General features: G+C 49.2%; 6 protein-coding genes and 1 tRNA gene. All 7 read left to right on the plus strand.

Features of this window, described 5'->3' with window-relative positions; all coding sequences use genetic code 11:
- The 7 genes from BM099_RS07045 to BM099_RS07075 all read left to right on the plus strand — a co-directional run bounded on the left by BM099_RS07045 (position 1) and on the right by BM099_RS07075 (position 13,419).
- Positions 1 to 381, plus strand: a complete 381-nt coding sequence (locus BM099_RS07045) for a GPW/gp25 family protein (RefSeq protein WP_090726123.1) — start codon at positions 1 to 3, stop codon at positions 379 to 381.
- Positions 378 to 2,957 carry a putative baseplate assembly protein gene (locus BM099_RS07050; protein ID WP_090726125.1) on the plus strand — a complete coding sequence of 860 codons (2,580 nt, stop codon included), beginning with the start codon at positions 378 to 380 and terminating at the stop codon, positions 2,955 to 2,957. The genes BM099_RS07045 and BM099_RS07050 overlap by 4 nt, the downstream gene beginning before the upstream one ends.
- Positions 2,957 to 7,237, plus strand: coding sequence for a putative baseplate assembly protein (locus BM099_RS07055; RefSeq protein ID WP_090726129.1), 4,281 nt, complete (start codon positions 2,957 to 2,959; stop codon positions 7,235 to 7,237). The genes BM099_RS07050 and BM099_RS07055 overlap by 1 nt, the downstream gene beginning before the upstream one ends.
- Positions 7,234 to 9,309 (plus strand): hypothetical protein, encoded by a 2,076-nt coding sequence (locus BM099_RS07060; protein ID WP_090726131.1) that lies wholly within the window; start codon positions 7,234 to 7,236, stop codon positions 9,307 to 9,309. The genes BM099_RS07055 and BM099_RS07060 overlap by 4 nt, the downstream gene beginning before the upstream one ends.
- Positions 9,310 to 9,322: 13 nt before the next feature.
- Entirely contained in the window at positions 9,323 to 12,565 is a 3,243-nt protein-coding gene (locus BM099_RS07065) for a DUF6519 domain-containing protein (RefSeq protein ID WP_090726133.1), read from the plus strand.
- Between the two features lie 12 nt (positions 12,566 to 12,577).
- On the plus strand, positions 12,578 to 13,078 hold the full coding sequence (locus BM099_RS07070) for a hypothetical protein (RefSeq protein WP_090726135.1): 501 nt from the start codon (positions 12,578 to 12,580) through the stop codon (positions 13,076 to 13,078).
- Positions 13,079 to 13,332: 254 nt separating this feature from the next.
- Positions 13,333 to 13,419 (plus strand) — tRNA-Leu (locus tag BM099_RS07075).
- The last annotated feature ends 953 nt before the right edge of the window (positions 13,420 to 14,372 follow it).

Here is a 14,372-nt window from a genome sequence, read left to right on the forward strand (position 1 = left end):
ATGACATTACATGTGCATTTTCCCCTACAGTTTGATGGTCGAGGTCGAACCCGTGACGATGATGAAGCCCTGTGGATTCGGGGGTTAATCGAGCAGGTGCTATTTACGATGCCGGGTGAACGAGTGATGCGACCTGATTTTGGCAGTGGCCTGCGTGAATTGGTATTTGCGCCAAATAGCCCTGAACTGGCCGCGACAACGCAGTTTTTGGTTCAGAGCGCGCTGCAGCAATGGATGGCAGACCTTATCACGGTCGAGCGTGTTGAGATCTCTGCTATTGATGCGAGTTTATCGGTGAATATCAATTATGCGATTCGCCGTACCGGTAACCGTTATCAGGAAACCTTTTTACAGGAAACGGCACAAGGAGGTGGCATATGATCTACACCTGTTGCGAAGAGAACCGCCGCGCAGCTGTTGAGATTCATGCCACATTGAATGGGATCGATTGGCTTGAAGTGCTGGATCTTGATGCGCCTGCAGACAGCCCTCGTCAGCGAACCTTGATGTTGCGATTGTTGAAACCGGTGCCCTCAGGATTAACACCAGAGAATGTGCGTATTAAGGGAGGTGAGCGCATCCGCCATATCTCTGTTGAGTGGCTGGAAATTGCCAGTGAGGCGCCTTTATCGCCTTTGATGACGTTGGCCGAACAAACCGTATTCGCGGCGTTGCCGGATGCTGATCATGTGCTATTGATACGCACCGACAGCAGCGGTGACTTTTCTGAGTATCAGTTGAAATTGGTGAGTGGTAGCAACAATGATGCGCCGCTAACAGACTTTGATCCACGGCTATCGTCGATTGATTTTACATTTAAAGTAGAGTGCCCCAGTGATTTTGATTGTGCTGACAACACGGATTGTCAGCAAGAACCCGCCAGTTCTCCTGCCATTAATTATCTGGCGCGAGATTTTTCCAGTTTACGTCGCTTAGTTATAGATCGGATGAGCCGGCAGATGCCCGGCTGGCGCGACCGTAGTCCTGCTGATCTGGCAACGACATTAGCAGAACTTATTGCCTATGTTGGCGATATGCAGCACTACCATCTGGATGCCATTGCCACTGAAGCTTATCTGCATACTGCCCGTTTACGCAGCAGTATTCGCCGGCATGCGCTGCTGGTGGATTACCACATGCATGAAGGGTGTAATGCGCGAACATGGTTACATATTAATGTTAACGGTGGGCCATTTCCTTTGCCCCCTGATATACGTTTTTATACGCATGTACCGGGTGCGCCAATACATTTCTTGTCAGGCTCTGCTGAAGATCGTAAAGCGTTACAGTCGACACCCTTAGTGTTTGAGCCGATGCATACCATCACTTTGCGGGCAGAGCACAATCAATTCGAATTCTATACATGGGGGGATGAACGTTGCTGCTTACCCATTGCGGCAACTCAGGCAACCTTGCGGGGGCACTGGCCGGATCTGGTTGAGGGTGATGTACTTATTTTTCGTGAAATCATAGGCGCGCTCAGTGGCACCACCGAAGATGCCGATCCTACACATCGACATGCCGTTAGGTTAGTTGCAGTGAATGCTTTTGACGGTACTGATCCGCTGCTAGATCCATTGCATGATATTGAGATAACCGAAATACGCTGGCATAGCGAGGATGCACTGCCATTTCCACTTTGTATCTCTTCGCAAACTGACCAGGCGCACGATGATCTACTACTGAATAATGTCAGCCTTGCCTTTGGGAACAATGTGTTGGTTGATCATGGTGCCAGTATTATTGATGCACCGACTGAGCCTGTTCCCGCTGCTCAGCTACATTATTCGACCGCCAGCTCTGGAAAAAACAACAGCTGTAACAGGGAGAATCGCCAACCCTTGCCGCCACGTTTTAAACCGCACTTGGCTCAGGGGCCGGTGACTTATCAGGGCCAGATAACCAAAACCATTGTTGAGCAGGGCATTCGTCGCAGTATCCAGCTGCCGTTTGATCCTCAAGGGTCTGCCAAGTCAGCGTTTGAATGGCAATGTGCGGATGCTGTACCTGTTGTCCGCTTGCATGATGGAAGTCAAAATTGGCATCCAAGTCGTGAGTTGTTATCTAACCGTGCTATCGATAAAAACTTTGTACTTGAAAGCGAAAATGATGGGAGCACCCATGTGCGTTTCGGTGATGATGTTCATGGTCGCCGCCCGGATATTGGTATGGTTTTCACTCCCCATTATCGTGTTGGTAACGGCCCACAGGGTAATGTGGGTGCAGATAGCATTGTGCATGTGGTGAGTAGTGAAACCCGTATTAATCGCGTTACTAATTTACTGCCAGCATACGGTGGTCTGGCGGCTGAAACGATTAGCGAGGTACGGCGACATGCGCCTTATGCATTTCGTACACAGGAGCGCGCAGTCACTCCAGCCGATTACGCCAGTGTCGCTGAGCGTCTTGACGGTGTTCAGCGCGCAGCGGCGAGCCTGCGTTGGACCGGAAGCTGGCATACGGTGTTCACCACCGTTGATCGTGATGGCGGTATGCAGGTTAATGAGGATGGTTTTGATAAATCGGTTGTTGAACATATGGATCGGTACCGCATGGCTGGCCATGATCTGAAGGTCAATGATCCACTGCATGTATCACTTGAAATCGACATGCTGGTGTGTGTTAACGCGCACTATTTTCGTAGTGATGTGCGCCGTGGTTTGCTGGATATTTTCAGCAGCACTGTTCGCGCTGATGGCTCGCTTGGCTTATTTCATCCGGATAATTTTAGTTTCGGCCAAACTGTTTTTCTGAGTCCGTTGTATACGGCGGCGCGACATGTGGCCGGTGTCGATTCTGTTCAGATCACACGTTTTCAGCGACAGAATCAGGAAGATCTTAAACCCTTAGCGGATGGTTATATGACGCTAGGTCGATTTGAAATTGCGCGTCTGGATAATAACCCCAACTTCCCAGAGCGCGGCGTGCTGCGGCTTGAGCTGCACGGAGGAAAATGATGAACGGACACAATAGTACAAAACCTGGTTGCGATTGCTGCAGTGGCGTTGATGCAGTCACACCTCGTCGTATTGATAATCCGCCGGGGCTGACACAGTTTCCTTACCGGATAGGGCGTCATAGTGATTTTTTTGAGTCTATCCAGTCACGTCTGTCTAGTGTTGATAATCCGGCATTAGCAGCACTCACCACCCGAGAGAGTAGCGACTTTACGCTTGCCATCGGTGATGCATTGGCCTGCTCTCTGGATGTTCTGAGCTTTTACACCGAACGCTACGCACATGAACATTATCTGCGAACAGCGACTGAGCGTTTATCAGTGGGTGCGATGGCACGCCTGATCGGCTATGAACTAGCGCCGGGTGTTGCCGCCAGTACTCATCTGGCATTTACCCTGCAAAGTGTGCCGGGCGCGCCTGCTAAGCCTATAGAAATCCCGATGGGGACGCGTGTCCAGAGTGTGCCGGGACAAGATGAACAAGCACAAACATTTGAGACGGTTGCTCCGGCTGCAGCGCGTGCGCAATGGAATGCCATCAAGCTTCAACAGAGTGAGTTTCAACTGCCTGTCTATGGTGACACACAGCTTTGGCTGGAGGGTATTGATAGTGGCTTGGCCGTCGGTGATTTGATCCTGATTGTGGGTGCTGAACACGAAGCTGCTCCCCAGGATGAGCGTTGGGATGTGCGGGTGATCACCCGGCTGAATATCGATATGCCACGGCAATTGACGTGTGTCGGTTGGCAACAGGCGCTTGGGCATAGTCGGCCATTTGTTCTGCCCGCGAGTGAAGGCGTACAGATTTATACGTTTCGCACCCGAGCGGCTGTTTTTGGCCATACCGCACCGGATTGGCGGGCGTTGTCTGATGAGAGCAAAGCCGATTATATCGGTTTACTCAGTCCGGATGAGCTTATCCGGCCCGCAGATATCGAGGAGTGGCCTGATTATAGCGTGCTGGCACCGCTTTACCCTGAACGTCGTAGTGGCAGTTCGGATATTTCAAAAGTGCACAGGGCTGCTACCGTTGAGGAAATTGTAGCCGCCGCTAATGGTGCTGCGCAGGGTGCAGCAGCAATGGCCATGCATAAAGCGGCTAATGCGGGTAGCGGTGTAGTAATGGCCGGTGGTCAGATCGCTGAAACAGCCATGAATATGGCGCGCGAAAGTGCTGAAGGGCTGAGTGAGGTGGCTAATCTGGCGGTTAATGAAGTAACTCAACGTGCGCGCACGCTGATTCACTCTCAGGGGCAGTCGTTGCAAGCATTGCAATTGACAGCCGAAGATTTGGCACGTGTAATCGCGCGGGATTTTTTTCAACAAGGAATTGCCGATAGTCTTGCAGCGCTACCCGCGAAAGTTCAGGATTTGACTGCTCAAGGCTTAACTGACCGGATCGCTATTGCTGAGGCTGTGTTAGACGAATTGATAGATTCTTTACAGCTTGGGAATGAGAACTATCCGGTAGACCCACTGCCTGGTTTAGAGCAAATCTGGAGTGATGCTGTTGTTGAAGCTATCGGTACAATAGAAACGGTAAAAGGCGACCTCGGAAGTTTGTTGGATAATATCGTGGGTTCATTTTTAGGAGCAGAAAAAGCTCTTGAAGAAGCAAAAACCAGAGTGGGTGATATTTCCTTAAGTAATGGTCTCAGTACTACATCATCAATTATGGCAGAGGTTATTGAGGCATTTAAAACGGTTATTGGTACTGAATTCAGCGGAGAAAACTTTCAGAAGATAATAAATTTTGATGGCGTATTTGAAAGCGTTCAGGAGTGGACCGAAGGCCTCTTTACCGTCGGATCTGATGTTGTGTTGTTACTCAAGCAAATGCAGGATGAAATCGCCAATTCAACCGGTGTTATGTTTTCTAAACTAGGCCAGGACGTGGCGAAAATGGCACAAGAGGCGCAATCGGGGATTGCTGGTACGGCTGCTCTGCTGAATCCTGCAGAAGCGTTGGCGGCACTTAATGATGCGGCTTCTGAAATGCGTGAACAGTCCCGACACGCGGGTGTTGCTGCGTTGAGTGCTGCAGCGACAGCCGACGTCGCTGCGCTGGTGACCACAGCGGTTACTATCGCACAGAATTTACCACCTCCGTTTCCGGCAGCAACGCCTGAAAGCATTGCCGAAGTAGCACGTCACTTTGCCGCTTTGGGCGTAGCACGCGCAGGTGGTAGCTCAGCAAGTGAAGCCGCAGCGGGTAGCGTGCTGGCGAAAATCGAGACTCTTATGCCAACATCGCTGCAGGCGCCTGTTGAGTTTGCAGAGCAATTGTTGCCGCTGTTGGGTGATGTTGATGATCTGCTCAGTTCACCTCGTAGTGGTGCTGAATCCGCTTATCAACGCATTGTTGCTGATGTTGAGCGTGCGCTTGTTGGTAAAGTAGTGAACGTTTCGACACGACGCGCTCCATTGGTTCGTTCCCCGGATAGGATTGACCTGAGCCGGGTCCATGACTCAGTGGTAGCAGGAAGTTGGGCATTATTGTCTGTGCCTAATTCTACCGAGCTGTACCGGATCAATAGTGCAGTAGCGGCCAGCCGGGCAGAGTATCTGATGTCTGGACAAACCACGCGGGTCGAACTTGAGGGTGAGTTAACGAATGGGCGCTTACCAGCAGAGTTTGAACATGCGGTACGTAGTTTGTCAGTGCATGTTGACAGTGAGCAACTTGCATTGGCTGAAATACCGCTGAGTTATCCGGTTTATGGTGAGCGCATAGCGCTGGCAGGTCATGTGGAGGGATTACTTGCAGGGCAGCCTCTGGCGCTGAGTGGTAAACGACAGCGTGTCATCATGCTACGGGGAATCAGCAATCGGATTCTTAGCTGTGACGATGGTAGCCAGCGCCTGTTGGTCGAAGGCGATAGCTTGTTAATGATGAAAGCACCTGAGCGTCTGACGGGTGAGACAACTAATTATCTACCCCCGCAGGATTTTGCCCGGTTACTCGGTAAACGCAACATATGGTTCCGTTTGACCTTACAGGACCGTGATGGCTGTGTTGGTCAGGTTGCACTCAGAGGATCAGAAATCGCATTGGAAAAAGCATATAAAGATGATGCGTTGGTGTCTGAAATCATTTTTCTTGTCGATACCGATGAGGCGATTACTCAAGATCGTAATCGTAGTTATCTGAAGCTTACGGCATCAACGCAGCAGTGCTATGAAAGAATCAGTACGCGTATTAACGCCAATGTTGCGCCTGCCACTCAGGGTGAAACGGTGGCCAATACTATACTGGGCAGTGGCAATGGTAGCGTTTTTAATCAGCATTTTACCTTAACGCAAACACCACTGACGTTTGTCAGTGCCAATACTCCCACCGGTCGGACTTCTACTTTACAGGTTAGGGTTGGGGATGTGCTTTGGACTGAAGTGCCTATGCTGCATGGTGCTGAATCCGATGCGCGAGTGTATGAGATTAATCAGGATGATACTGCGCACACCACCCTTCAGTTTGGCGATGGCATTGAAGGTGCTCGCTTGCCCAGTGGTGAGAGTAATCTGCGTGTTAGTTATCGCAAGGGTATCGGCTTAGCGGGTAATGTTGATGCAGGAACGCTGACAACCTTATTGTCCCGACCGCTGGGCGTGAGTGAGGCGGTTAATCCTGTTGCGGCAACAGGAGGAGAAGATGCCGAGCCATTATCACGCGCTCGGGATAACGCGCCATTGACCGTCCTCACACTTGATCGGGTGGTTTCTGTTGAAGATTACGCAAACTTTGCCCGTGCTTTTGCAGGGATTGATAAAGCGCATGCTTTATGGGTTCCGGCGGGACCGGCACGGGGAATGTTTCTCAGTATAGCCGGTGTTGATGGTGCGATGGTGCCAGAAACCAGTCAGACATTTAAGAATCTTCTGGGTGCTTTACAGATATATGGTGATCCGCAGATACCGCTGCGTATGACTAACTATATTGATACGCGCTTTCGTTGCCGCTTATCCATCAAGGTTCAGGATGATTATGAAATTGATCCGGTAATTGATAACGTCGATGCAGCAATACGTAGCCACTTTGGTTTTGCACAACGACGGTTTGGGCAGACGGTATCGGCAGATGAGGTGGTCGCGGTAGCACAAGCGGTGCGTGGTATTGCAGGCGTTCATATTACCCAGTTGTATCGCGCGGGTGATCCACCACCTGCCAACGTTATACCCCGGTTATTTGCACGTTTACCTGTGGCATCACTGAGCAGTTTGCCGCTCGCTGCCGAGCTGCTGACAGTTGATGAAAATGCGATTCAACTGGAGGTGTTGCCATGAGTTTCGATACGCAGGCTCTATTCGTTCTTTTACCCGCCATCCACCGCATCCGGGATGCAGAAATGGCTCAAGCTAACGGTCTTGAGCGAGGTCCGTTGGAAGAGCTTATTGGCGTGTTAGCAGAACAGATCAGTGTCGCTGATGAGAGTTTGGAACAGCTCTATGATGATCTGTTTATTGAGACATGTGCTGAATGGGTCGTACCTTATATCGGTGATCTGATTGGCTATCAGAGCTTACATAATGTGGTTGCCAAGGTAGCAAGTTCACGGGCGGAAGTTGCACATACGATCGCTTTGCGGCGTCGTAAAGGCACGGCACTGGTCCTTGAACAATTAGCCCGCGATGTAACCGGCTGGGATGCACGCGCGGTTGAGTACTTCCAGCGATTAAATACCACCCAGTATATGAACCATCCACGCTTAGATAATCTGCAATCAGCAGATTTACGCAAGGGAGAAGCTCTGGAGTGGACAGGGAGTGCTTTCGAAACCGCCAATCGCACCGTCAATGTTCGTCGGATCGAGTCTTCAGGACGGCATAATATCCCTAACGTTGGATTACATCTGTGGCGGATTCAGGCGTATCCACGCACCTTGTCTGCGGCACACAGAGAAGGCCCGCATCGTTATCGGATTAATCCGCTTGGGTTTGATATGCCAATTTACAATCATCCGCAGGCGGAGGTTGAAATCACCCATCTGGCTGATCCTGATAATGTACCCTGGCCGCTGTCCCGGCGTCGAATGCATCATCATCTTGAGCGCTATTATGGAGAAAGAGCAAGTGTTGCAGGGACGCTAGATAATCCTAATCCTAGTCTTCAGTTGTTTGTTGATGGTGTCTTGATTGAAAGAGATAAGGTGCGAATCTGTAATCTCAGTGATGATGACGTAGGTTGGGCTAATAGCCCACCCCCCGGGGGTATTTATGCGATTGATCCGCAACTGGGACGTGTCGCTTTGCCTGCAGAAGCAGACGATCCATCGGATGTCCGTCTGAAGTGGCACGAAGGTTTTAGTGCCGATATCGGCGGTGGTGAATATGAACGTGGTGATAGTTTGCCTGTTCCGGCGGATCTTACCACCTTGGTGCGTGTACCGGATCAGCATTCAACATTGGCAAGTGCTTTAGTGGCGATTGCTGGCAACGGTGTGATTGAAATTACTGATAATAGCCGCTACAGCGAAATAGTTGCGATTAACGTTGTTGATGAAGGTCGTGTAGAAATTCGCGCAAGTAATAATTGTCGGCCTGTATTGGATCTGGGTGGCTTCAGCGTCACCGGAGGCGAGAACAGTAGCTGTATTTTTAATGGTTTAGTCATCAGTGGCGCACCGTTAGACATCGCGGATGAAGCAGATAATCAGCTTGCCAAACTAGATCTTATTCACTGTACGCTGGTGCCGGGTATTGAATTGAACACTGATGGTTCTTCGCGACAAGCGGGTGCCGCGAGTTTGATAGTCGCTATTCATGGTGTAGATATCGGTATTCAAAAATGCATTTTGGGTGCTATTCGTTGCCATGAACGAAGTAGTGTGAGGGCAGAGGACAGCTGTATCGATGCCAATAATCCGGAGGCGGTTGCCTATGCAGGTATAGATGGTGAGTCGCCTGGTGCTGTCTTATCGCTGCTTGCTTGTACCCTAATCGGTAAAGTACATGCTAGTGAAATGTCGCTTGTTTCAAATAGTATTCTGTTGGCAGCGCTCTCTGCTACAGACTCCTGGGTTGTGCCGGTTAGAGCTGAACGAAAGCAGGCCGGGTGTGTGCGATTTTCCTGGTTGCCTTTCAGCTCTATTGTTCCGGCGCGCTACCAGTGCCAACCGGATTCAGCAGAGGCCGGCCTGCAGGTAACACCAGGTTTTACATCGCTCCATTATGGCACGCCTGCTTATGGTCAGCTTGCAGGCAGCACTCCTGATCAAATAATCAGAGGCGCTGATGACGAGAGCGAGATGGGCATGTTTCATCATTTATACGGCGCTCAGCGCGACACTAATCTGCGTATACGTCTTGCGGAGTACCTGCGGGTAGGGTTACGCGCCGGAATTTTTTACGAATCGTGAGGGAGTACATATTATGACTTTCGATCTCAGTCGCATTCGCTTTGATGCTCGCAAGGACTTTTTAGGCGTCGTAATGCAACAAGGCCGGGTTCAGTTGGATTCCGACTGGAATGAATGGGTTGCGCAATTGTCACGTCGCCTTCAGGCGGGCACTTTGGATATGTTTAATGGTAGCGTAGTGCCACGTATCACCCCTGAAGGGTTTCTTATTGAGGCAGCCGGTGGTGCGCTCAGTATTGGCGCTGGCCGAATCTATGTTGATGGTTTGTTGGCTGAAAATCATGGCGGAGCACCATTAGCCTGGAATCCACAATTGGCAGAGCTCAGCGGTACAGCCGCTATTGATTACGCTAGCCAGCCGTATTTACGACCCTATCCGTCTGATGATTTTAACAATAGCGCCTTACCACAAGGAGGGCCGCACCTGGCATATGTAGATGTGTGGCAGCGTGATGTCAGTGCTGTAGAACAACCGGACTTGATCGAAACCGCAGTTGGCGTGGATACCACAGGCCGCCGTCAGACGGTCTGGCAAGTCAAAGTGCTGGAGAATGTCGGAAATATCAGCCGCGATACACCCGAAGAAAATATTCCCGGTTGGCGCGAAGCCACTGAGCCTTCGGCTGCACGCTTAAGTGTAGGCGTTGGATCGCCTCCCGATGAGGCGGATAATCCCTGTTTGATATCGCCAACCGCCGGGTATCGAGGACTGGAGAACCAGCTGTATCGTGTTGAGGTTCATACAGGCGGGTCTCTGGGAACCGCCACCTTTAAATGGTCGCGAGATAATGCAACGGTTGCGTCACGTGTTACTCATATCAACCCTGAACGGGACCGGATCACCGTTGAAAGTATCGGCCGTGATGACCTGTTGCGTTTTAACGATGGAGATTGGGTAGAGGTTACAGATGATTGGCGTGAATTAAATAACCTGCCGGGTGAATTACGGCGGATTAAAGCCGGTGGTGGTGTCGATGAAATTGCACGTACGCTGGCGTTTGATAGGCCTTTACCTGCAGAACCGAGCAGTATTAATGATCCCTGCAATTTTCCTGTTGGCGGCAATAATGCAACAGATTCAAGCCGCAATACCCGCGTTCGTCGTTGGGATCATACCGGACAGGTTCGTCGTGACGATGGTAGCGTTGCGCAGAATCTTAACGATCCGGGGAGTAATGGTGAAATCGTTATTCCACCAACCGCTACTGGTTTGTTTATTGAGCACGGTATTGTCGTGCATTTTGATTTAAGTCCTGATGCAGCGTTACATCCGTCTGGTGGTGAGTTTAAAAGCGGTGATTATTGGGTGTTTGCCGCACGCAGTGCAGATGCCAGTGTGGAATTGCTGGATAGGGCAGCACCGTTGGGTATTCATCACCATTATGCGCGCTTGGCACGTGTCCGTTTCCCTGACGATGAAACCGATTTCAGAACTTTATGGCCTGCGATTGCTGAGGGAGAAGACTGTAGTTGTTCGGTTTGTGTCAGTGCAGAAAGCCATAATAACGGTACAGGAACGATCCAGCAGGCGATTGATAGCATTAAAGATACGGGGGGGACTGTGTGTCTGGGGATCGGGACCTATAACATTGGTCGTCCTCTGGACGTAATCGGTGCGCGAGTGCTGACTATACGAGGTCAGGGGTGGAGAACGTCATTGGTAGGCACAGAGCCCGGTGGTATTTTTAATATTGCTGATAGTAAAAGTGTCTCGTTGGAATATTTTACGGCCATTGCTTCTGCAGGAAAATCTGGGGTAAGCAGTGTCATTGCGGCGCATAATGTCATTGATCTGAGTGCTGATCACATCAACTTGATAGGGCTAGCTGTAGACAGTAGTACCAGCGTTGGGCTTGGCTTATCCGGCTTGGTCTTAGGTGCTCATATCAGCCATTGTGCCATTATTGCCGAGCGTGGTATCGCGGTTACCGGAACCGGTAAAGTAAATTTCGTTATTACCGGTGAGTTGCATATCGAACATAATCTGTTCTTTTGTAGCCAACGCGCTGTCAGTTTCGATGCGCTAAGCCTGCACTTTGGCAATAGCCGGATGACAGCTAATCTGATGTTAACCGGTAATGATGCCGCCATTGTTGTGACGGGTGCTGTCCTGAAACGATCTCAGATGTTTATTGCTGATAATACGATCGCTACCACGGGTGATGGTATTCGTGCAGGTGTTGGTTGTCTTAGCGTCAGAGGCAATAAATTAAGTGGTTCAGGAAGGCAGAGTAGCCAGGGTATTGTATTGCAGCAAGGTATTGATCCAGCTGCTATCGATCAAATCATCATATCTGAGAATCGAATTTCAGGATTTAATGGCAATGCTATTACTATCAACTGTCGTATTGAAAGTATCATCATTTCGCAAAATCTGATCAAAGAAATTGGGCTCGGTGCATTGGTGATGAGTGAAAGCGCAGCGGCAGACTTGCTGACGTTTAGCGCTAATCAGTGTCATAAACTTGGCCTTCAGGCAAGGGATGACGATACCGCTTTTGCTGCGATACAGCTAATCCGTGTTTCACGCTGTGATGTGCTGGATAATGTTATAGGCAGCGTTGCGTTGTTATCTATTACCAGCCCTGGTGTTGATGCGATCCGCACAGCAGCAACCGGTCAGTTACGAGTGGCCGGGAATAGGTTTTTTGCGATAGGGCCCGACCGCATTAGCAGCGCCGCCACGGTTAATGCAGCACATTTTTTGCCCCCTTTTGATCATCTTAGTTTTGAGAATAACAGTGTTGAGCGTCTTGGTGATGAGAGTCAAAAACCGACCTCTATTAATTGGCAGGCAATAAATATGTCGCCAGAAGCTGTTCAATTGAGATATTTCGCAGAAGCTAGCTTTATTAGCACAGAGAAGGGCGGTGAGGCTTACCTGCTAACAGCGACGGGGGTTTCTGCTGTTGATTTTCGGGTACCATCTGCATCAGTCAGGGGTAATCATTTACGTGCACACCTGACCGATGTGGCGCTCAATCAGTGTGCTCAGATCGATAGCTGTTTGTTCACAGAAAATCACTGTGAAGTGACCGGCGAGACAAGTAAGCAGTTCTTGCTGGGGGATCTTAGAGCAGGAACATTGAATGTCAGTAATAACCATCTGATAGGCGCGCGAGACCGGGATACGTTGCACTTAGCTACAAGGATTAAACGTGCAATTGTGATTGGAAATACCGCGAGTGGCCCGATTATCGTTCAGGGCGATCCAGTACCTGCTGATATTAATCTGACGAATATTATTGGCTTTTGAAGGAGATAGATTATGCGTATAGCAACTTTTCGTGGTGAACGTAATGTAGCCGATATTGCTGAAAACCTATTTGCCAGGCTGAACGATACTCAACGTGAAAAAGTGGTTGAGCAGCTATTAAAAGCAAACCCTCAACTACGAAACATCAGTAAAATGAAAAAAGGTACTATTTTACGTGTGCCTTCAATACCTGATCTTCGCGTTAAAACTACCCGAAGCCTGGAAAACTCAAGTGACCAGGTAGCTGAAGAGTTAGCCGATGCTTTAAATAACTTTGAAGCACGAATGCAAAAACGTACCGAAGCAGAAATCAAAAATACGCAAGTACAACTGTCGGTATTAAAAAGTGATAACTTTCAGGCAATGATTGCTGATTCTGAAATACCTAACGTGTTGGCAAAAAGCACGGCTGAAGCACTCGAAACACGTACTAAAGAGCTGCCAAAACGACATGATGAAGTGAGCAAAGCGATCCGATTGGGACTGGATGACTTGAAAAAAATGCTGAAATAAAAAACAGGCGCTGTAGATGGAGCATAAGTTAAAAGGTAAGAATACATGTAATCTGATGAATTTTTAGTAAAGAGCGTGTTAATACAAGTATTTTGAGGTTGTCATAATGACTCGGGAAAAATTTGTAAGCTTTTGAAATAAAACACTTGTAATCATTCAGAATATTCGGATAATACGCCCCATCTCAACGAGATACAGGGGCTTACTTACGGCCTCCACCTACTCCAGTAGCAAAAGCTGCAACGGAGAATCCAGCCCGGATGGTGAAATTGGTAGACACACAAGACTTAAAATCTTGCGCTTGAAAGAGCGTGCCGGTTCAATTCCGGCTCCGGGCACCATCATCCTATTCAGTCGTTTAAAATATCTCATTACTTGTAATCTTCCTGGTGCTGCGCGGCTTTAGCGATAGTCGATTGGCAGCAGTCATGCTGAGCATGCGATACGTCCCGTTTTGATAGGTCGAAAACCTCAGGCCTTTCTCTGCGAGCCAGGCGGGCGCGCCAGTGCTAAACTGTTCTGTCTTATGGATAAGGCGAAAGCGGACGGGTTTAAGTCCTGTGCTTGTCTGGCAAGCTATTTACCTTATTGTCGCAAGCGAAAACGCTGGGGGGGATTAGTGTCTTTGGTGAGTATGTAAAATAGCAGGAAGGCAATTACCTCCGTGGTAAGCCAGCCATCCTATGCGGGTTCTCTTCCTGAGAATGCCTTCCATGCCATAAGCTCATCCTGAGCTTCAGATAACTATAGTCTGCTTCCGGTGATTTGCAAGTAAGTGGCTAATTTAGGAGGGGTGGCTGTGGTTGGTTTGGAACTTAGTATGCTGATACTGCATGTTTAGATGATTCTTCTGACTATCATAACTATGAGTTGGTTATTGAGGGGGCTTAAGTACGCTGTTTGGCTTTAGGTATTTTAAGTAGTAATCAAAGGCGCCCGCGTGGCGCCTTTGTTGTTTTCAGTATGTTTTTGCAATAATTATCACTTTTTTAAGGCAGGGCTGTTGACTCCTTTTGGGGAGTCTGTAGAATGCGCACCTCTTCCCAAGGAGGCTGCCAAACAGGTAGCTGAGATGAGAAGATGCTGGTTAGTAAGATCTTGATATTTAACATTTTTTCAAGGTTTTGTGATTGGTGGTTGGAGTCAGGTTTTGCAGCCGGAAGATTTCGAAAAAGTTGCAAAATAAAGATTGACTTCAACGCGGCGTTCGGTAGAATATGCGCCTCACTTGAACGACACGTTCAAGCGCTCTTTAACAGATTGGTCAGATAATTCGTGTGGGCGCTTGTCAGGA

Source organism: Neptunomonas qingdaonensis (assembly GCF_900113275.1).
GTDB classification, from domain to species: domain Bacteria; phylum Pseudomonadota; class Gammaproteobacteria; order Pseudomonadales; family Balneatricaceae; genus Neptunomonas; species Neptunomonas qingdaonensis.